19 protein-coding genes are annotated in these 18,275 nt (G+C 72.3%); 7 read left to right on the top strand and 12 right to left on the bottom strand.

Features of this window, described 5'->3' with window-relative positions; all coding sequences use genetic code 11:
* Nucleotides 1-63: 63 nt before the first annotated feature.
* Nucleotides 64-510, bottom strand: a complete 447-nt coding sequence (locus ACFWNN_RS08745; RefSeq protein WP_382439283.1) for a hypothetical protein — start codon at nucleotides 508-510, stop codon at nucleotides 64-66.
* 39 nt (nucleotides 511-549) lie between these two features.
* Between ACFWNN_RS08745 and ACFWNN_RS08740 the strand changes: the two genes are divergently transcribed.
* The gene (locus ACFWNN_RS08740) at nucleotides 550-1,032 is read left to right on the top strand and encodes a histidine phosphatase family protein (protein ID WP_382439493.1); all 483 of its coding nucleotides are present in this window, start codon (nucleotides 550-552) and stop codon (nucleotides 1,030-1,032) included.
* Nucleotides 1,017-1,289, top strand: coding sequence for a histidine phosphatase family protein (locus ACFWNN_RS08735; RefSeq protein ID WP_382439492.1), 273 nt, complete (start codon nucleotides 1,017-1,019; stop codon nucleotides 1,287-1,289). Before ACFWNN_RS08740 ends, ACFWNN_RS08735 begins: the two co-directional genes overlap by 16 nt.
* A gap of 222 nt (nucleotides 1,290-1,511) precedes the next feature.
* On the opposite strand, the gene ACFWNN_RS08730 is transcribed toward ACFWNN_RS08735, so the two are convergent.
* The 8 genes from ACFWNN_RS08730 to ACFWNN_RS08695 all read right to left on the bottom strand — a co-directional run bounded on the left by ACFWNN_RS08730 (nucleotide 1,512) and on the right by ACFWNN_RS08695 (nucleotide 10,238).
* Complete coding sequence (locus tag ACFWNN_RS08730) at nucleotides 1,512-3,128, bottom strand: PEP/pyruvate-binding domain-containing protein (RefSeq protein ID WP_382439282.1); 1,617 nt, start codon at nucleotides 3,126-3,128, stop codon at nucleotides 1,512-1,514.
* Nucleotides 3,116-3,706, bottom strand: a complete 591-nt coding sequence (locus ACFWNN_RS08725; RefSeq protein ID WP_382439281.1) for a transcriptional regulator — start codon at nucleotides 3,704-3,706, stop codon at nucleotides 3,116-3,118. Before ACFWNN_RS08725 ends, ACFWNN_RS08730 begins: the two co-directional genes overlap by 13 nt.
* A complete protein-coding gene (locus ACFWNN_RS08720) occupies nucleotides 3,703-4,776 on the bottom strand; it encodes a TetR/AcrR family transcriptional regulator (RefSeq protein WP_382439280.1) in 1,074 nt (357 codons plus the stop codon). The genes ACFWNN_RS08725 and ACFWNN_RS08720 overlap by 4 nt, the downstream gene beginning before the upstream one ends.
* Before the next feature lie 69 nt (nucleotides 4,777-4,845).
* Nucleotides 4,846-7,239, bottom strand: coding sequence for an FtsX-like permease family protein (locus ACFWNN_RS08715; RefSeq protein WP_382439279.1), 2,394 nt, complete (start codon nucleotides 7,237-7,239; stop codon nucleotides 4,846-4,848).
* Nucleotides 7,236-7,913 carry an ABC transporter ATP-binding protein gene (locus ACFWNN_RS08710; RefSeq protein WP_382439278.1) on the bottom strand — a complete coding sequence of 226 codons (678 nt, stop codon included), beginning with the start codon at nucleotides 7,911-7,913 and terminating at the stop codon, nucleotides 7,236-7,238. The genes ACFWNN_RS08715 and ACFWNN_RS08710 overlap by 4 nt, the downstream gene beginning before the upstream one ends.
* The gene (locus ACFWNN_RS08705) at nucleotides 7,913-8,326 is read right to left on the bottom strand and encodes a hypothetical protein (protein WP_382439277.1); all 414 of its coding nucleotides are present in this window, start codon (nucleotides 8,324-8,326) and stop codon (nucleotides 7,913-7,915) included. The genes ACFWNN_RS08710 and ACFWNN_RS08705 overlap by 1 nt, the downstream gene beginning before the upstream one ends.
* 116 nt (nucleotides 8,327-8,442) lie before the next feature.
* A complete protein-coding gene (locus ACFWNN_RS08700) occupies nucleotides 8,443-9,114 on the bottom strand; it encodes a response regulator (RefSeq protein WP_382439276.1) in 672 nt (223 codons plus the stop codon).
* Nucleotides 9,111-10,238 carry a sensor histidine kinase gene (locus tag ACFWNN_RS08695; protein ID WP_382439275.1) on the bottom strand — a complete coding sequence of 376 codons (1,128 nt, stop codon included), beginning with the start codon at nucleotides 10,236-10,238 and terminating at the stop codon, nucleotides 9,111-9,113. The genes ACFWNN_RS08700 and ACFWNN_RS08695 overlap by 4 nt, the downstream gene beginning before the upstream one ends.
* A gap of 145 nt (nucleotides 10,239-10,383) precedes the next feature.
* Between ACFWNN_RS08695 and ACFWNN_RS08690 the strand changes: the two genes are divergently transcribed.
* Nucleotides 10,384-11,214 (top strand): NAD-dependent epimerase/dehydratase family protein, encoded by an 831-nt coding sequence (locus ACFWNN_RS08690; protein WP_382439274.1) that lies wholly within the window; start codon nucleotides 10,384-10,386, stop codon nucleotides 11,212-11,214.
* On the opposite strand, the gene ACFWNN_RS08685 is transcribed toward ACFWNN_RS08690, so the two are convergent.
* The gene (locus ACFWNN_RS08685) at nucleotides 11,204-11,785 is read right to left on the bottom strand and encodes a TetR/AcrR family transcriptional regulator (RefSeq protein WP_382439273.1); all 582 of its coding nucleotides are present in this window, start codon (nucleotides 11,783-11,785) and stop codon (nucleotides 11,204-11,206) included. The two genes, ACFWNN_RS08690 and ACFWNN_RS08685, sit on opposite strands and share 11 nt — an antisense overlap.
* Nucleotides 11,786-11,886: 101 nt before the next feature.
* Here ACFWNN_RS08685 and ACFWNN_RS08680 point away from each other — a divergent pair, with 101 nt between their 5' ends.
* Entirely contained in the window at nucleotides 11,887-12,912 is a 1,026-nt protein-coding gene (locus tag ACFWNN_RS08680; RefSeq protein WP_382439272.1) for an SDR family oxidoreductase, read from the top strand.
* A 3-nt stretch (nucleotides 12,913-12,915) separates the two neighbouring features.
* Here ACFWNN_RS08680 and ACFWNN_RS08675 read toward each other — a convergent pair whose 3' ends face one another.
* Nucleotides 12,916-13,389, bottom strand: coding sequence for an Lrp/AsnC family transcriptional regulator (locus ACFWNN_RS08675; RefSeq protein WP_382439271.1), 474 nt, complete (start codon nucleotides 13,387-13,389; stop codon nucleotides 12,916-12,918).
* Nucleotides 13,390-13,501: 112 nt separating this feature from the next.
* Here ACFWNN_RS08675 and ACFWNN_RS08670 point away from each other — a divergent pair, with 112 nt between their 5' ends.
* Nucleotides 13,502-14,731 (top strand): APC family permease, encoded by a 1,230-nt coding sequence (locus tag ACFWNN_RS08670; RefSeq protein ID WP_382439270.1) that lies wholly within the window; start codon nucleotides 13,502-13,504, stop codon nucleotides 14,729-14,731.
* 148 nt (nucleotides 14,732-14,879) lie between these two features.
* Here ACFWNN_RS08670 and ACFWNN_RS08665 read toward each other — a convergent pair whose 3' ends face one another.
* Nucleotides 14,880-15,569: a hypothetical protein gene (locus ACFWNN_RS08665; RefSeq protein ID WP_382439269.1), complete on the bottom strand. Its 690-nt coding sequence runs from the start codon at nucleotides 15,567-15,569 to the stop codon at nucleotides 14,880-14,882.
* A 131-nt stretch (nucleotides 15,570-15,700) separates the two neighbouring features.
* On the opposite strand from ACFWNN_RS08665, the gene ACFWNN_RS08660 reads away from it, so the two are divergent.
* On the top strand, nucleotides 15,701-17,653 hold the full coding sequence (locus ACFWNN_RS08660) for a sensor histidine kinase (RefSeq protein WP_382439268.1): 1,953 nt from the start codon (nucleotides 15,701-15,703) through the stop codon (nucleotides 17,651-17,653).
* Complete coding sequence (locus tag ACFWNN_RS08655) at nucleotides 17,641-18,273, top strand: response regulator transcription factor (RefSeq protein ID WP_382439267.1); 633 nt, start codon at nucleotides 17,641-17,643, stop codon at nucleotides 18,271-18,273. Before ACFWNN_RS08660 ends, ACFWNN_RS08655 begins: the two co-directional genes overlap by 13 nt.
* The last annotated feature ends 2 nt before the right edge of the window (nucleotides 18,274-18,275 follow it).

The following is an 18,275-nucleotide window of genomic DNA, read 5'->3' as shown; positions in this document are numbered from 1 at the left end:
CTTCAGTCGGTCACCACGACCGTATGGGCGCTCCGGCCCGCCTGCACAACGGCGGCACTCCGGTCAGGTGATCTCCGCCTTGGAGATCGCGTAGTAGGCGTCCACCGTGTCGCCGTCGATGCCCATGTAGGCGTCGATCCACGCCGCCGCCGCTCGCACCAACACCAGCACCGCCACGAACTGCTGTTCCTCCGTCAACCTCGCCAGCACCAACGCGACCCGTTGGTCATCACCGGACGCCAGACCGCTCAACACGTCGGACGCGACCTCTGTCGCCCGCACGTCCTCACCAGGCACGAACACCGGAATGCGCGCGTTCGGCAAAAGCGCCCCACGCGGCACACCCCGCAACAACACCGCGGCACACGTGTCGATCGCGACCACCCGTGTCCGCTCATCACCCGCCAGGCACCGCGCGGCCTCGACGGACCACTCGTGGTCACGCCGGTTGACCGCACCCACGGCGGCCAGCGTCAACTCCCTGGCCTGCACGTCGTCGAGCCGGTGCATCGACTCCCCGCCTCCTACTCACAGTCGGCCCCGACTGGAATGTGCCCCCGCACGTTTTCTGTGTTGCTACAACTACTCAGACATGGTCAAACGACCCGACCTCCGCTGCATGACGAGTGGCCGGCAGTTCACTCGTCCGCACCAAGAACACCGCTACCCCAAACGTGTTCAGATGTTGATAACATCCCGATGATGCCAACACGACACCTCTACGTGGTCCGCCACGGCGCCGCGGACGCGTTCGGCAACCTGACAGCAGTCGGCGAACGCCAAACCGCGTTCCTGGGCGAACGCCTGTCCCGCTCCCCGATCACCGCCGTGTGGCACTCACCCCTGCCCAGGGCAACCCGCACCGCCACCCTCCTGGCCGCCCACCTGCCAGGCGTACCCGTGGCGGAGGCACCAGAACTGATCGACCACGTCCCACACGTGCCGACGTCCCCACCCCGGCCTGGGCGGGCTTCTTCGACGGCTACTCGGCCGACGAGGCCGAGGCCAGCGAGCGTCTGGCCGACTCGCTGACGGCCCGGTTCGCCCGGCCGGCCGCCGCTGAGACGCACGAGGTGCTGGTGACGCACGCCTACCAGGTGGCATGGCTGGTTCGGCACGCCCTGGGCGCGCCGGCGGACCGCTGGCTGGCGATGAGCTGCGGGAACGCGGCGCTGACGGCACTCCAGTTCCGCGAGGGCACGCCGCCGGCCTTGCTGCTGTACAACGACATGAGCCACCTGCCGGAGGACCTGAGGTGGACGGGCTTCGGCCCAGGCCCACGCCCCTGAACACCCGAAACGCGCCCGCGCGGCCAGGACCGGGAGCGCTGTCTGTCGCTGCCACGGGGACGCAGCAGGAGTGGTGTCCGTCGCTGCCACGCGACCCGAAGCAGGAGCGCTGCCCGTCGCTGCGATGCGGACGCAGCGGGAGCGCCGCGCGGCCGCAATGCGGCCACGGGGGAAGGCGTGCGCGACCCCAGGCCGCCGATCCGCCGCGCCGCGCGGCGGCTGTCACGTCTGCCGAAGCACCGCCTGAGCCGCGCTGAGTCGCTCGACCTCGCGCAGGCCCGACCGGTCCGCCGACATCTCGCTTCCAATCACCGCGTCCCCCACCACCGCGTCCCCCACCACCAGGTCTTCGGCCGCCGCGTCCCCCGCCACCGGGTCTCCGGCCGCCGCGTCCCCCGCCACCGGGTCTCCGGCCGCCGCGTCCTCCACCACCGGGTTTCCAGGCACCGCGTCCCCCACCACCAGGCCTCCGGCCACCGCGTCCCCCACCACCGCATCCCCCACCACCGCATCCCCCGCCACCGGGTCTCCGGCCGACTCCTTCTCCACCGCGGCCCCCACCGCCGAGGCCTCCACCACCGCGTCCGCCCACTCCAGCAGCCGCGTCAGGTGTTCGTCCGCCTCGCCCGTCACCACCGGAGCCTCGCCCACCACGACCTCGCCGCTGGTCCCGTCGATGCTGACCACCGTGCCCTCCCCGAGCGTGCGCCCTCCCAGCGTCACGGTGTCCTCGCCCACCTCCAGCGCGGCCACCCCCACCACCCCTGGCTTGCCCATCGATCTGGCCACCACGGCCGCGTGGCTGGCCGGGCCTCCCCTCGCCGTCACGATTCCGGTGGCGGCGGCCAGCCCCCGGATGTCGTCCGGCGACGTCTCCGGGCGCACCAGGACGACCGGTCCGTCTGCGGCCATGCGCACGGCCGCGTTCGCCGTCAGCGCGATCCGGCCCGTTGCCACGCCGGGGCACACGCCCAACCCTCGCGCCGCCACGTCAAGGACGTCCGTGGCGATGCGCGGTGTGCGGACGTGCTTCAGGTGGTGTGGCGACACCCTCAGCAAAGCCTCTTCGCGAGTGAGCACGGCCGCGTTCGCCAAGTCGACGGCCAGCCGGACGGCCGCGGCACCGGAGAAGCGGCCCGGGCGCACCTGGAGCAGCCACAACGTGCCGGACTCGTAGGTGAACTCGACGTAGCAGGCGTCGCGGTAGTGGGCTTCGACGATGGCCAGCGCGGCCTGGAGTTGTTGCCAGACAGCGGGTTCGCGGTCGGCCAGGGCGGCCAGGGGGTAGGTCAGGTTGGTGCCGGACACCACGTCCGGGCCCTGGTGCCCGAAGAGGACTTCGCCGAACGGGGTCTTCGAGCCCGTGGTGGGGTCCCGGCTGAAGGCCACGCCGGAGCCGCTGTGGTCGTCGCGGTCGCCGAACACCATCTGTTGCACGATCACGGCCGTGCCCAGGTCGTGCGGGATGTCGTTCAGGGTGCGGTAGGTGCGGGCGCGCGGGGTGCGCCAGGACTTGAACACTTGCTGCACGGCTTCGGCCACGGCGTTGGCGCGCACGTTGAGGATCGTGTCCATCATTCCGGGCATCGACACGGCCGCGCCCGAGCGCACGGACACCAGTGGCGTGGCCAGCGCTTCCACCGCGGACGCCAGTTCGGAGAGAAGGCCGTCGGGGAGGACGCCGTCGTGCTGGAACGCCCGGCAGGCCGAGGTCGTGACCACGAAGGCCGGCGGGACCGGTAGGCCCAGGCGGTGCAGGAGCACTAGGCCGTGGGCTTTGCCGCCCACCAGTTCCGGGGGTTCGGAGGACGTAGCGGTGAGGTGGGTCAGCCAGACCATCGGGCGATTCCCAGGGTGGCCAGCAGGTCCTCGTGCAGTTCGGCCCAGATGGTGTGGAACGAGTCCAAGGTGTCGGCGAGGTGGCCGAGCGAGCCGGCCTGGGCTCGGTGCAGGGCCGTGGTCAGGCGGGATGAGTAGCGGGCGAAGCGCGGGACGGCGGCGGCCAGGGCGGCGATGACCGGGACCGCGTGGGAGTGGAAGTCGGCGAACGACGACAGAACGCGGGTGTCGTAGGCCGTGTCGGTGTGGTCGTTGATGATGCCGCCCGGACGGACCTGCCAGGCCGTGCACAGGTCCAGCAGTTCCGGGTTGAGCACCAGGAAGTCGTCGAACGCCGCCGTCAGCGCCGGCCGGGTGCCGGCCTGGTCCAGTTCGGCCGCGGTGGCGGTGGCGTCGGCGGTGCGGCCCGCCTCGGTCAGCGACCAGCCGCCGAAGCCCCGTTCGTGCGTGACGAGGCCGGCCACCGCGAGGTCGATCAGCTCGGACTCCACGGAGGACTCGTCGAGGCCCGTGAACCAGGCGACTCGGGTGGGTCCGGTGCTGCCCACGCAGCGCAGGGCGTGCAGCACGAGGTTCACGGCATCGCCTCTCGCTTGCGCGCGCCCGCCGCGTGGCCGGCACCGCGGCCGTGCGCCCTGCCCACGATCACGCCGGCGCGCACGCTCACCGCGGACTCGGTCTCGTCGCCCACGTCCGTGAGGCCGATCGCCGACGCCATCACGGCGTCGTCGTCCAGCACCAGCCGGACGTGCCGCCACGGCTCCGCGGCGAACACCCGCCGCAGGCACGCGACGACGTCGGTCACCCGCAGCCGGACGAGGCGGCCCGTCTCCTCCGGGTCGCCCGTCACGACCGCGACCACGACCTGCTCACCGGGCTTCGCCGAGCGCACGGCCTCCTCGGCCGCGCCGAGCCTGCCCGCGCCCAGCACAACGACCAGGCCGTCGGTGACGGCGACGGACTCGCCGCTGATCACGTCCACGAGGCCGGACGGCGCGGTCCAGGGGTCCGCGCACGTCCTGGCCGGCGCGACGTACGGCAGGTGCGGCGGCGCCCAGGTGTCCTCCAGGTCGATCGTGGCCAGGTGCCTGCACGCGTGCGCCACGTCGAACGGGTCCCCGAACCCCGGCGACGTCTCGGCCCGGTGGCCCGCCCCGTCCAGCATCGTGAGGACGAGCTCGGCCAGCCGGACGCGCCGCCCCGGAGCACCCCGTTCCAGGGCGAGGGCCAGCAGCAACGCCTCCAGCCTGGCCACCTGCGCGAGCACGGCCGGGCCGTGCTCGTCGTCGAACACGCCGTCCAGCGACCGCAGCTGCAGCCGCCCTCCCGGCGCCGAGTCGCCGACCAGCGGCAACCGTTCCAGCCACACGCGTGCGAACACCCCGAGCGCGTCCAGCCGCGACGTCGGCGACACCGTCGCGAGCGGCTCACCGGAGCCCTTCCCGACCAGGTCGATCAGCACGGCCAGGTACAGCGCGCGCTTGCTCGGGAAGTTCGAGTACACCGCCCCGCGGGTGAGCTCCGCCCGCTCGGCGATCCGGTCGACCCGCGCCGGCCCGAACCCGTGCTCGGCGAACTCCTCCCGCGCGGCCGCCAGGACCGCCGCACGCGTGCGTGCCTGCTGCTCGACCCGTGTGAGCCGGACCATCACCGCTCCCGATGCCTGTGAGATGTTCTGAACATCCAGATTACCTCAACATCTGAAGCCGATCCCAACTCAGTCGATTGCCGCCAGCGCCGCGACCGGACTGACCCGCGCCGCCCGCCGAGCCGGCCACAGCCCCGCCACCACGGTGATCACCACCAGCACTACCGCGACGAGCAGCAGTTCCGGGAGCGGCAACGTCAGCGGCACCCCGATGTTCAGCGCATCCACGGCGAGCCACGCGAACGGCACGCCCAGCACCAGCCCCAGCACCGCGCCGATCGCGCCGTACAGGCCGGACTCGGCGGCGATCATCGTCCGCACGCCACCCCGGCCGAGCCCCAACGCGCGCAGCAGGCCGATCTCGCCGGTCCGCTCGTGCACCGACAGGGCGGTCGTCGTACCCACCCCGACCACGGCGATGAGCACCGTGAGCCCGAGCAGTCCCAACGCCACGGCCAGCAGCCCCGACACCTGGGCCCGCGCCTGGTCGCGCAGGTCGGACAGCATCCCGACGTCCGCCCCGGCCGCCACCTGCCGGACGGCGTCGCGGGCCGCGATCAACCCCTCCTCGCCGGACCGCGAGGCATTGGCCAGCACCATCGGTTCGGACGGCCCGAGCCGGTCCAGGTCGGCCGGCGCCAGCACGGCGCCGCTCGAGAACGGCCCGTCGTTCGCCAGCACGTCCCGCACGGTCACCGACACCTCGCCCCCGGCGCCGCGCAAAGTGACCCGCTCCCCCACTCCAACACCGAACGACGACGCCGCCCACCGAGCCAGCACGACCTCACCTGGCGCCACCAAAGCCCCGAAGTCGAGCACCGGCACGTCCAGGTCGCCCGCCTTCACCGACGCCGACCGGAACGTCACCACGTCCTTCAACGCGGGAGAAGAGCGCAACGCCGCGATCGCCGCACCGTCCACTTCGGACACGACCAGGTCGGCAGGCGCCCGGGACGCCAGCTTGTCGTCCAGATACGCGGTCATCCCGCTGGTCCCGACGAAGGTCGCCACGATCAGCGCCACCCCCAGAGCGACCACGACCGACACCCCCGCGGCCCGGCGCGGCGCCCCGCCGACACCTCCGGCCGCGAGCGACCCGACCGCGCTGAACCGCCGCAACGGCCAGCTCACCGCCGTCAGCACCGGCCGCACCACCACGGGCCCCAACGCGATCAGCGCACCGAACGTCGCCATCACCGCGAGCACGAGCAGCACCAGCGCGTTGTCGCCGTCCGGGTCGGTGCTCGGCCCCGAGGTCAGCAGCACCAGCACGAGTCCCACCGCCGCGACCCCCAGCACCAGCCCCACGACCAGCCGATACGCGCTGATCCGACTCTCCCCCGCCGCCGTGCTGGAAGCGCGGAACACCTGCAACGGCGCGGCGCGCGAGGCGGTGAACGCGGGCGCCGTCACGGCCCCGACGGTCAGCAGCACCGACCCGATCACCACCGCGACCCCCGCCCCGGCCGACACCTCCGGCGACGGCATCCCGGCGATCGCGACAGCGGCCCGCGCGGCCCCCGCAGCGGCCAGCACTCCGGCCACCCCCGCGACCAGCCCGACCACCGCGCCCTCGACCAGCAACGCCCGCACCAGCTGACCGGGCTGAGCGCCGACCGTCCGCAGCAGGGCCAACTGCCGCAGGCGTTGCGTGAACACGATCCGGAACGTCGCCGTGGCCACCAGCGCCGCCGCGAGCACCGACACCGCCACGAACATCGCGATCAGCTCGAAGACCCGGTCGACCTGGCTCGACGCGTCCCGCACCTCGGCGGCACGGGCGGCGGCACCGGACCGCACGCTGGTCACCGTCTCGAGCCCGAGCGCGTCGCTCATCCCCGCGAGCACCTGCCCGGCGGCCACCGAATCCGTTGCCCGCACGTCGATCCGCGGGTAGACACCGCCGCCCAGCGCCGCCGCGACGGCGTCACCGGCGTAGGCGCGCTCACCGGGATCGGGCGGCCCGTCCACGACCCCGGTCACCAGCAGCTCGCCGTCCTCCACCGCGATCCGCGACCCCGCGCTCACCGCGAACCGGCCGGCCGTCCGCTGATCCACGGCCACCTGGCCGGGACCGTCCGGATAGGACCCGCTGACCAGCCGGATCCGGGACAGCGGACCGACTCCCGGGTCCGCGATGACGGTGAGCGAGGCCCGGTTGACCCCGCGCAGCCGCACGGTCGACTCGACCCGGCCCACCGCCTCGGCCACCCCCGGCAGCGCCCGCACCTTCGCGAGCTGTTCAGGAGACAGCCCCGACCCGGTGACGACCACGTCGGTCGCGGCGGGCGTGGTGCTCAACGAGTCCGCGACCGCCCGCAACGCCACGTCACGAGCCAGCACGGCACCAAATACGAGGAAACACGCGACGAGCAAGGACAACCCGGTCAGCAACAACCGCCCGGGCCGCCGCCCGACACCGCTGAGCTGGGTGCGGATCACGCTCAGGTTCAGCAGGGTCATCGCACGACCCTGCCGTCCACCACGTGCACAACCCGGTCCGCACAGGCCGCGGCAGACGGGTCGTGCGTCACCATGACCACCGTCTGCCCGAACTCGCGCACGGACGTGCGCAGGAACCGCAACACCTCCGCGCCAGAGGAGGAATCGAGGTTCCCGGTCGGTTCGTCCGCGAACACGACCTCCGGCCGGGACACCAGCGCACGGGCCAGCGCGACCCGTTGTTGCTGCCCGCCCGACAACTCGCTGGGCCGGTGCGCGAGCCGATCGCCCAGCCCCAGCACCTCGACGACCTGGTCGAACCGCCGCCGGTCGACCGGGCGTCCCGCGAGATCCACCGGCAACGTGATGTTGCGCCGCGCCGTGAGCTGCGGCAGCAGGTTGAACGACTGGAACACGAACCCGACCCGGTCCCGCCGCAACGCGGTCAGCGCGCGATCCGACAGCGCCGTGATGTCCGTGCCTCCCACCAGAACGCGGCCGGACGTGACGCCGTCCAGCCCCGCCAGGCAGTGCAGCAACGACGACTTCCCCGACCCGGACGGTCCCATGATCGCGGTGAAACGACCGCGTTCGAAGCCCACGCTCACGCCGTCGAGCGCGCGCACTCCACCCGTGCCCTTGCCGTACACCTTCACCAGGTCCTCCGCCGCGACGGCGAGGTCAGTCCCGTTCATCAGAAGGCGTATCCGGGGATGACCAGGTCGCGTTCGCCGCGGCAGTGCCCCTGGGCGTTGCTCGCCATCTCGTCGTACTTCTCGCGCGTCGGCACCGTGCCCTCGCCGGTGACCTTCACGAGCTTCCACGAGACGTACTTGCCGACCTCGGTGCTGATGCCGTCGTTCGCGAAGCGGGCGTAACGGATCTTGCGGATCTCCTCGTCCAGCTTCTTCGCCTCGTCCGCGCCGGACGGCATCCCGCCGGCGCGGTCGATCAGCTGCTGGGCGAGATCGCAGTCCTCTTTGGACGCTTGGGTCGGTCCGCGTGAGGCCTGCCAGGCGTAGTTGACGCCGAAGCCCACACCACCCACCACCACGATCGCCGCGATCGCGAACGCGACCAGCCGCAGTGTCCTCTTCCGGGCGTCCATTCGAGAGTCCTCCGAAAAGCGTTGCCTGATGGTGACGGCAACTATTCCGGCGCGCCAGGCGAACCACATCGGCCTGCGGTGCGGAGAAGCACGGCCTCCCACCCGGTACCTGAGTACTAGTCCGGTCGGTCGTTCGGCGGACGCACGAGGCCCGACTCGTACGCGAACACCACCGCGTGCACCCGGTCACGCAGGCCGAGTTTCAGCAGCACCCGGCCGAAATGGCTCTTCACCGTCGACTCGGACAGGAACAGCCGCGCCGCGATCTCGGTGTTCGACAGCCCTTCCGCGACCAGCCCCAGCACCTCCTGCTCGCGGTCGGTGAGCGCGTCGAACCGGTGCCGCGCCCGTTCGTCGGTGACGAGTCGCCCGGCGAACCGGTCGAGCAGCCTGCGCGTCACCCTCGGCGCGACCACCGACTCCCCCGCCGCCACCACGCGGATCGCGCCCAGCAGGTCGTCCGGCGGGGCGTTCTTCAGCAGGAACGCGCTGGCACCCGCCTGCAGCGCGGCGAACGCGTCCTCGTCGGTGTCGAACGTCGTCAACGCCAGCACGCGCGGCAACTCGGCCCGCGCCTGCAACGCGCGGGTGGCCTCCACGCCGTCCATGACCGGCATCCGCAGGTCCATCACCACGACGTCGGCCTCGACGGTCTCGAGCAGCGCGAGCGCCTGCCGCCCGTCGCCCGCCTGGCCGACGACCTCCATGTCGGCCTGCGCCTCCACCATCATCGCGAAGCCGGCGCGGACCAGTTCCTGGTCGTCGACCAGCACGACCCGGATCGTCATGCCTGCAACACCCTCCTCGTCAGCACCGCGCGGACCCGCCAGCCGGACCCGTGCGGGCCCGCCTCGAACCGCCCGCCGTGCAACGACACGCGTTCCCTCATGCCCACCAGTCCATTGCCACCACCCGATCCCGGCACCGGCGTCCCGGCACCGTCGTCGGTGATCGACACCTCGATGTCGTCGCCCGCCCGCACGTCGACCTCGACCGACGTGCCGGACCCCGCATGCCGTAATACGTTCGTGAGGGCTTCCTGGACCAACCGGACCACGGTGAGTTCCTCGGCCGCGTCGAGCCCGTCGGCGGCCACCCGCACCGAGATCACCAAGCCCGCCGACCTGGCCCGGTCCGCGAGCACCTCCAGCTGATCGAGTCCGGGACGGCGAGGCGGGACGTCCTCGGAGTCGCCTCGCAGCACCGCCACGATCCGGTGCATGTCCGCCAGCGCGTCCCGCCCCACGTCAGCGATCGTCCGCAACGCCGTGCGCGCTCGCGCCGTGTCCTTCTCCACGACGAACGTGGCCCCATCGGCCTGGACGACCATCACGGCGAGACTGTGCGCCACGACGTCGTGCAGCTCACGCGCGATGGTGGCGCGTTCGGCCGCGGCGGCGAGCTTGACCAGGTGGTCCCGCTCCCGTTCGGCCGTGGCCGCTCTCTCCGCGAACGCCTCCGCCGCCTCCTTGCGCTGCCGCAGCACCAGGCTCACCGACCACACGACGGCGCACAACGCGACGACGAACCCGAACACGAGCGGATCGCCCATGTCGGTGTCCACGAACCAGGTCAGCACCAGCCCGGCGGCGACCGCCCCGGCCACCGCGTAGACGTGCCGCAACGCCCCGTGCGTGACGACCGCGGCGATCGCGAACAGCACCGCGATGTCGTACGTCTGCAACTCCCGGACCACCACCAGCTGCACCAGCGCCAGCCCGTACACGACGGCCATCACCAGCAACGGCCGGCGGCGGCGCAGCAGCAGCGCCAACGCCATCCCGACGCCGATCAGGATCGTGCCCGGCGAGGACAGCGGGTACTGCCACGCGAGCGTCGCGACGGCCGTGGCGATGGCTAGGTCCAGCAACACCCGCCACCAGTCGGCCGGGAACAGCGGTCCGTCCTCCATGCGATCCGACCCTAGCCGACGCCCCTGACAGTCCCGTGTGGACCGAGTCATGCCCTGCGGGTATCGACCACGACGCAGCAGGTCTTGGACGGCGCGCGGAATCCGAACGAACCTGGAAACACCACTTCGGAAAGGAAGAACCACCATGAAGGTGTTCGTCACCGGGGCCTCCGGCTACATCGGCAGGGCGACCGTCGCCGCGCTCCGCCGGCACGGGCACGTCGTCGAGGCGCTCGCCCGCACCGACGTGTCCGCCGCGGCCGTGAGCGAGGCAGGCGCCACCCCGGTCCGCGGCGGACTGGCCGACCTCGACGTGCTGGCCGGGGCCGCGCGCCGGGCGGACGCCGTGATCCACCTCGCGCAGGCCGACAGCGGCGAGGCCGACCTGGCCGCCGCGACCGCGATGCTCGGCCACGGCACGTACGTCCACACGGGCGGTACCTGGGTCTACGGCGACACGAACGGCATCGCCGACGAGGACGCCCCGTGGAACCCGCCCGCGCTCGTGGCGTGGCGCGAGGAGGTCGAGCTGAAGGTCCTCGCCGCGGGTGGTGTCGTGATCAGGCCAGGATTGTTGTACGGCAGGGAGAACCGGCTGATCGACGTCTTCTTCACCCGGCCCGGCAAGGCTTCCGGCGCGATCCCGTACATCGGCGACGGCGCGAACCACTGGTCGCTCGTGCACGTCGACGACCTCGCGGACCTGTACGTCAAGGCGCTCGACGCCAAGCCGGGTTCGGTGTACGTCGGTGTCGGCGGGGTGGACCCGACGGCACTCGACATCGCCACCGCGATCAGCCACGGCGCGGGCCTCGAAGGCCGGACCGTCGCGCTGTCCCTGGCAGAGGCCCGTGCGCAGATGGGTCCGATCGCCGACGCGTTCGCGCTGGACCAGCGGTTCACGCCGGCCCGCGCCCAGGCCGAGCTGGGGTGGGCGCCGCGGCACACCGACCCGCTCGCGGAGTTCAGGGGCTAGGCGCGTTCTCCAGGCCCGCGAACACGATGGCGATCAGGCGGCGCCCCTGGGCCACACCGGCCTCGTTGTTCGGGACGCGCCACAGGAAGCTCATCAGCATGATGATGTCCGCCGGGTCGTGGCCCGGCGCCATCGTGCCCTCGGCCACGCAGGCGTCGACCAGCTTCGTCACCGCCTCCGTGGCCGGGCCCCAGGCCGCGCGGACCATCTCCTGGGCCGCTTCGCTGTGCAGCGCGTCGCCGAGGCCGTGCTTGAGGCGGATGTAGGACGAGAGCGTCTCGAACCACTCGACGAACGCGGCCTTGGCCGAGGTGTGGCGTTCCAGCACGTCGTCGGCGTCGGTGGTCATGCGCTCGATGTCGTGCTGGTAGGCCGCCAGGATCAGGTCCTCGCGGGTCGGGAAGTGCCGGTAGAGGGTGCCAGGGCCGACGCCCGCCCGCTTCGCGACCTCGCTGAGCGTCACGAGCGGGTTCTCCGCGAACAGCTCGTGAGCCGCGTCGATGATCGCGACACGGTTGCGCGCGGCGGCCTTGCGCTGCGTGCCGTACGTGCCGGGGGTCTCCTGGTTCATACCTTCAGATGATGCCCTGCCGTTGACTCGCGGACAATCCTCCGCTAGTTTCGGAAGCACTCCCGGAGAATCCTCCGCGAGTTCGCCTGAAGGAGACATCCATGTCGAACGTGCTGGTCACCGGCGGTACCGGGTTCATCGGCAGCTGGTGCGCGCTCGCGTTGCTGGAGGCGGGACACGACGTCCGCACGACGGTCCGCGACCTGAAACGGGAAGCCGGGCTGCGCGCGCTGCTGCACGGCGCGACCGAGTTCGAGGACTCGCGGCTCACGGTCTTCCGCGCCGACCTGAGCAGTGACGACGGCTGGGCCGAAGCGGTCGCGGGCTGTGACTACGTGCTCCACGTCGCCTCCCCCACGCTCCGCACCGCGCCGGAGAGCGAGGAGGCGATGATCTCGGCCGCCCGCGACGGCGTGCTGCGGGTGTTGCAGGCCTCGCGCGACGCCGGGGTGAAGCGCGTCGTGCTCACGAGCGCGCTCGGCGCCGTCGCCTACGGCCACCCGAAGCGCTCGGAGCCGTTCACCGAGGAGGACTGGACGAACGTCGACGCCGACATCGCCCCCTACCAGCGGTCGAAGACCCCGGCCGAACGCGCCGCGTGGGAGTTCGTCAGGACCGAGGGCGACGGGCTGGAGCTGGCCGCCGTGCACCCCGCCGCCGTCATCGGCCCGGTGCTGGGCCCGGACGACCCGCCCTCGCTGCGCACCATCCGCGGCATGCTCGACGGCACCCTGCCCGCCTGTCCCCCGTTCGGCACGGGCTGGGTCGACGTCCGCGACGTCGCCGACCTGCACCTGCGCGCCATGACCGATCCCGCGGCCAACGGGGAGCGCTTCCTCGCCACCGCCGGGCCGAGCCTGCGGATCGTGGAGGTCTCCCGGATCCTGCGCGCCCGCCTGGGCGAGCGGGCGGCCAAGGCCCCGACGAAGGAGATCCCGCTGGCGGTCGCGCGGGGCCTCGCGATGGTCAACCCGGCGATGAGGTCGTTGCGGCCGCAGCTCGGCCACGACTTCAACGCGACCAGCGCCAAGGCCGAACGGGTGCTCGGGTGGCGGCCGCGGCCGATCGAGGACAGCATCGCCGAGACCGCCGAGAGCCTGCTCGCGCACGCCGCGGTCCCGGCCTGACGCCTACCTGAGGTGGTCGACCGGCAGCGGACCGCGTGAGCGCATCGTCCTGATGGCGAACGAGCTGCGCACGTCGCTCACCGCCGGGATGGCCACGACGTGGGCGAGCAGCAGCCGTTCGTAGGACGGCAGGTCCGGCAGCACGCCCTCGGCGAAGAAGTCGGCCGAGCCCGTCACGAGGTGGCACGCGACGACGGCCGGGATCGCGAGCAGGCCCTCCTCGACCTCCTGGGCGGTCTCGGCGGAGTGGTTGTTCACCTTGATCTCCAGGAAGACCGTGAGGCCGAGGCCCGCCTTCTCGCGGTCCAGCTCGGCCCGGTAGCCGGCGATGATCCCGGCGGCCTCCAGCGCGCGGACCCGGCGCAGGCACGCGGAGGGCGAGAGGCGCACGGCCTCGGCGAGCTCGTTGTTGGGCACCCGGCCGTCGGTCTGCAGGCGACGCAGGATGGCCCGGTCGACGGCGTCGAACCTGTCCATGTGCACAATGTTCGACCGATCGTGCCATCGGCGCAATCGGGTTTCGTCACTACCGTTCCGGGCGCTTCACTTTCGCAGCGGCTGCTGCGTCCGGCGCTCAAGAATTCACGGCATGTCCTCCCCTCTCACCGTGTCGCGCGCGTCAGCGATGTACGTCGGGGCCCTGCTGGGTCCCGGGTTGCTGATCGTGCCCGGCCTGTCGGCCGCCATCGCCGGTCCGGCGTCCGTCCTCACCTGGGCCGCGCTGCTCGTCCTGTCCGGCCTGCTCGGCTGGGTGTTCGCCGCGCTCGGCATCCGCGTGCCGTCCGCGACCGGCGTGCGCGGGTACGTCGCGGCGGGCCTCGGCTCACGGGCCGCGACCACGACGTCGTGGACGTTCCTCGCCGGGATCATCGCCGGGACGCCGATCGTGAGCCTGATCGGCGCGAGCTACGTCGCCGAGCTGACCGGGTCGGGCCGGGCGGTCGCGTGCGTGGTCGCCGTCGGCATCACCGCAGCGGTGTTGGTGATCACCTCTCGCGGGCTGCGCACGTCGTCGGCCGTGCAGTTCGGGCTCGTGCTGTTGTTGCTGGGCGTGGTGACGCTCAGCGTTGTCGGCGGCGCGTCGGCGTCGGACGCCGCCAACTGGACGCCGTTCGCCCCGCACGGGTGGAGCGCCGTCGGGTCGGCGGCGGCACCGTTGATGCTGGCGTTCGTGGGCTGGGAGGCGGCCGCACCGCTGACCGCCCGGCTGGCCGACCCGCGCCGGCAGCTGCCGCGGATCGTGGCGATCACGCTCGGCGTGACCAGCGTGCTCTACCTGGCGCTCGCGGCGGTGACGGTCGGGGCGCTCGGGCCGGACGGCGGTGGGTCGACGCCGGTCGCGAAGCTGCTCGTGCTGGCCGTCGGACCGGCCGGCACGGCGCTGGCGTCCGTCTCCGCCGTCGTCCTCACCGTGGGGACGATCAACGCCTACGTGTCGGGTGCGGCGGCGTTGGCGCATTCGCTCAACCGGCGCCCCGTGGAGCTCGACACCCCACCGCGCTGGCTGAACGTCGCGATCCTCGCGTCCAGCGGTGTGCTGATCAGCCTGTTCGGCGCGGGAGCGCTGGAGCTGGACTCGCTGGTGGCCGTGCCCAGCTCGATGTTCCTGGTGGTGTACCTGGGGTGCACGGCCTCGGCGTGGAAGGTGCTGACCGGCCGGGTGCGCGGCGCGGCCGCCGTCGCGTTCGCCGTTGTGCTGGTGATCCTCGCGTTCACCGAGATCGCTGCTCTCGCGGCCGTCGTGGTGGCCGCGGTGGCGTGGGCGTTCACCACTCGCTCCATTTCGGACCGGGAAGAGTTTCCGTTGGTACACAGGTGATGTGCGTCTCAAGGCCGAGATGCCGCGGGCGAACGGCTGAAGGGCTACAGCCTGCCGCTCAGCGCGAAGGGCACCGCGAGCATCGTCCAGGCACCGCCGTGGCACTACGTCGGCTTCCGCGGCTCGCTGTCCTACACCGTCGACGACCTCAAGATCCTGACGGGACCGGACGCGCGGTGACGCGCCAGGCGCAGTAGCCGAGACCGATCGCGCCCACGGCCATCGGGATGCTCGTCAGCAGCCCCGCGAGGCCGTTGCCGGGGATCACGAACGTGACGACGATGAACGACAACAGCACCGGCACCCACTTCGGCACGGCGTGGGAGCGGAACAGCCCCACGCACTGAAGCACGGTGCCCAGCAACACCAGCGCGGCGCCGGGAACCATCAACGCGAACAGGTGGGCGTCGTTGTTGGCGGCCTCGACGACGGCGGTGCCGGCTGCCGGGCTCACGGCGGGGTCGGTCGGGTAGAAGTACGCCGCTGCCCACCCAGCCACCGCCGCGCCCTGCAGTCCGCCGCCGATCCACATGAGCGCGCCGCCCCAGGTCGCCCAGGCGCTGCCCCGGTGGCGCACCAGGAACATCGTCGCGAGCGCCTGGAGCGGGATGTTGAGGACCTGCATGGCGGCGAGGCCGGTCAGCAGGGTCCACCAGAGATCGCGGCCGGCCGCGATGTCGGTGTAGGCGTAGGTCTCGCCGCCCGCGGCCGGTTCGGGCCACAGCAGGCCACCGGCGACCGCGGCGATCGAGGTGATGCCCAGGACGGCCGCGAGCAGGGCCATCCGGGTGCGGGTGGAGGTCTCGGCGGCGGTGGGTGCCGCGGTGTCGACGGACATGACGCTTCCCCTTTCGTTTCGTGGCTCCAGCGAACCCGCGCACCCCCGCCGCCCACATCGGTGCGGCCCCCGGACCGGTTCTCCGTGCCAGCACGGAGGCCCTCCGCCGACACCGGCCTTACCCTGGCCCGATGAGGTGGCAACGGCCCGCCGGCCTGGCTCTGCTGAGCGCCTCCGTCGTGATGACGGCAGGCGGCACCTGGCTGTCGTTCCGCACCCCGGACGCCGTCCTCGCGTTCGCCGGTTTCGCCCTCCTCGGCCTCGCCATGGCGGCGCTGGGCGTGACGATCGAGTTCCGCGTCCCCGCCAACCCCGTCGGCCCGCTGCTGGCGTGGATCGGCGCGATCGTGGTCTTCCTGGCCACCCGCGACGTCTACTACCGCGCCTGGCTCGACGACCCGGACGCCGTGCCGCTCGACCCGCGCGTCATCGCGGTGCTGAACGAGAGCGGCTGGTGGTTGCTGGCCGCCGTAGCGTTGCTGTTGCTGCACTTCCCCAACGGCACGCTGCCCGGCCGCTGGAAGGTCCTGCCGCCCGCGATCGTCGTACTCGCGCTGGCCCAGCAGGCGCTGGGCACGATGCCGCAGGAGCCGTTCACCGAACCCGTGCAGGACGTGGCCAAGCCGTGGGGTGAGGTGTCGAACCTCGGCAACGTCCTCAGCTACGTCGTCACCATCGGGCTCGTCCTCGCGGTCATCGCGGCCGGTGTCTCGCTGGCAGCACGGTTCCGCCGGTCCACCGGGGTGGTCAGGGCGCAGCTCAAGTGGCTCGCGTTCGCCGGGCTGGCGGTGACGGCGTATCCGGTGGTGTGCCTGGCCGAGATCGTCGTGACCGGCCGCAGCGGCGTGGTGGCGACGGTGTTCGGCGTCGTCACGATCGTCGCGCTGTTCTGCTCGGTCGGCGTGGCGATGCTGCGGCACGACCTGTACGACGTCGACCGCGTGCTGGCGGACACCATCAGCTACACGATCGTCCTGCTGGTGCTGGTCGGCGCGTACGGGCTGGCGGCGTTGACGCTGGGGCTCGTCGCCGGACGGGACTCCCCCGTCGCCGCGGCCGGTGCCACCGCGGTCTGCGCCGTGCTGCTCACCCCGGCCCGCAGGCACCTGCAGAAAGCCGTGGACCGCAGGCTGTTCCCGCGCACCAGGGCGGCGATCCAGGCGATCGAGGACCTGCAACAGCGCGTGCACACCCAGGCGGCACAACCAGAAGAGCTCGAGACGACCCTCAAGGAAGCACTGCGCGACCCGACGGTCCGGGTGGGCCTGCTGCTCCCGAACACCACGGGCTTCGTGGACGCGCACGGGCGACCGGTGACCGACACCGGGCTCGTGCCGATCACCCTCGGCGGCACCCAGATCGGCGTCCTCGCGGCCGAGGACACGACCGCGCTCAAGGTCGTCGCCGAGAAGGCCGCGAACCTCGTCGAGGTCGCCCGGCTGCGCGGCGAACTGGCGGCCGCGCTCCGCGAGGTCGAGGCGAGCCGGGCCAGGATCGTGCAGGCAGGGGACGCCGAACGGCACCGCCTCGAACGCGACCTGCACGACGGCGCGCAGCAACGGCTGGTGTCGCTCGGCATGGCCATGCGGCTCGCCCAGCGGCAACTGCCGACCGGCGAGGTCGACGTGCACGCGCTGCTCGACCAGGGCGTCGCCGAGCTCGCCACCGCCATCGCCGAACTGCGGCAGATAGCGCACGGCCTGAGGCCCACCAGCCTCGACGACGGCCTGCACGCCGCATTGCAGGCCCTCACGCACAAGCTGCCCGTGCCGGTGGCGTTGGAGATCATGGCGGACCGACTGGCCGACGACGTGGCGATCACCGCCTACTTCGTCGCCGCCGAGGCGATCACCAACGCCGCCAAGCACGCCCAGGCGAGCACCATCACCGTCCGCGTCACGCAGGAGGCAGACGAGGTGAACGTGTACGTCAACGACGACGGCCGCGGCGGAGCCGATCCGCACCGGGGTTCCGGCCTCGCCGGACTGGCCGACCGGGTCGCGGCGATCGGCGGCAGGCTGAACCTCCGCAGCGGGCCCGGCGCCGGCACGACGATCCAGGCGGTGCTGCCGTGCGCATCGTGATCGGCGAGGACTCGGCGTTGTTCCGGGAAGGCCTCGCGAGCCTGCTGGCCGACGCGGGCCACGACGTCGTGGGCAAGGCGGCCGACGCCGACACCCTCGTCAGTGTCGTGGCAGCCGCGCAGCCGGATCTGGCCATTGTGGACGTGAGGATGCCGCCGGAGCTCAAGGACGACGGCGCGAAGGCCGCCAGGAAGATCCGCGCGGCACAGCCGGACGTGGCGATAGTCCTGCTGTCCCAGCACATCGAGACGAAGCACTCGGTGGACCTGGTCAGCCAGGGCGCGTTCGGCTACCTGCTCAAGGACCGCGTGCTCGACGTCGACGAGTTCCTGGAGTCGATCACGCGCGTGGCGGCCGGCGGGTCCGCCCTCGATCCCGAGGTGGTGGGCCGGCTGCTCGGACGGCCCACCACCGGGGCGCTCACCCCGCGCGAACGCGAGGTGCTCGGACTGATGGCCGAGGGGTGCACGAACGTGGCCGTCGCCAGACGGCTCTGGCTCACCGAACGCACGGTCGAGACCCACGTCGGCAGCATCATGGCCAAGCTGGGCCTGGCCGCGAACGTGGAGGAGCACCGCCGGGTGCTGGCCGTCCTGACCTACCTGGCCGAGTACGGCTGATG

The organism is Lentzea sp. NPDC058450 (assembly GCF_042721395.1).
GTDB lineage: Bacteria > Actinomycetota > Actinomycetes > Mycobacteriales > Pseudonocardiaceae > Lentzea.
This window is presented reverse-complemented; position numbering and strand designations above follow the sequence as displayed.

Excerpts from the sequence above, each read along its gene's own strand:
- ACFWNN_RS08745 (WP_382439283.1), bottom strand. The coding sequence starts at position 510 with ATGCACCGGCTCGACGACGTGCAGGCCAGGGAGTTGACGCTGGCCGCC.
- ACFWNN_RS08740 (WP_382439493.1), top strand. The coding sequence starts at position 550 with ATGTGCCCCCGCACGTTTTCTGTGTTGCTACAACTACTCAGACATGGT.
- ACFWNN_RS08730 (WP_382439282.1), bottom strand. The coding sequence starts at position 3,128 with ATGGTCTGGCTGACCCACCTCACCGCTACGTCCTCCGAACCCCCGGAA.
- ACFWNN_RS08720 (WP_382439280.1), bottom strand. The coding sequence starts at position 4,776 with ATGGTCCGGCTCACACGGGTCGAGCAGCAGGCACGCACGCGTGCGGCG.
- ACFWNN_RS08715 (WP_382439279.1), bottom strand. The coding sequence starts at position 7,239 with ATGACCCTGCTGAACCTGAGCGTGATCCGCACCCAGCTCAGCGGTGTC.
- ACFWNN_RS08710 (WP_382439278.1), bottom strand. The coding sequence starts at position 7,913 with ATGAACGGGACTGACCTCGCCGTCGCGGCGGAGGACCTGGTGAAGGTG.
- ACFWNN_RS08705 (WP_382439277.1), bottom strand. The coding sequence starts at position 8,326 with ATGGACGCCCGGAAGAGGACACTGCGGCTGGTCGCGTTCGCGATCGCG.
- ACFWNN_RS08700 (WP_382439276.1), bottom strand. The coding sequence starts at position 9,114 with ATGACGATCCGGGTCGTGCTGGTCGACGACCAGGAACTGGTCCGCGCC.
- ACFWNN_RS08695 (WP_382439275.1), bottom strand. The coding sequence starts at position 10,238 with ATGGAGGACGGACCGCTGTTCCCGGCCGACTGGTGGCGGGTGTTGCTG.
- ACFWNN_RS08690 (WP_382439274.1), top strand. The coding sequence starts at position 10,384 with ATGAAGGTGTTCGTCACCGGGGCCTCCGGCTACATCGGCAGGGCGACC.
- ACFWNN_RS08685 (WP_382439273.1), bottom strand. The coding sequence starts at position 11,785 with ATGAACCAGGAGACCCCCGGCACGTACGGCACGCAGCGCAAGGCCGCC.
- ACFWNN_RS08680 (WP_382439272.1), top strand. The coding sequence starts at position 11,887 with ATGTCGAACGTGCTGGTCACCGGCGGTACCGGGTTCATCGGCAGCTGG.
- ACFWNN_RS08675 (WP_382439271.1), bottom strand. The coding sequence starts at position 13,389 with ATGGACAGGTTCGACGCCGTCGACCGGGCCATCCTGCGTCGCCTGCAG.
- ACFWNN_RS08670 (WP_382439270.1), top strand. The coding sequence starts at position 13,502 with ATGTCCTCCCCTCTCACCGTGTCGCGCGCGTCAGCGATGTACGTCGGG.
- ACFWNN_RS08665 (WP_382439269.1), bottom strand. The coding sequence starts at position 15,569 with ATGTCCGTCGACACCGCGGCACCCACCGCCGCCGAGACCTCCACCCGC.
- ACFWNN_RS08660 (WP_382439268.1), top strand. The coding sequence starts at position 15,701 with ATGAGGTGGCAACGGCCCGCCGGCCTGGCTCTGCTGAGCGCCTCCGTC.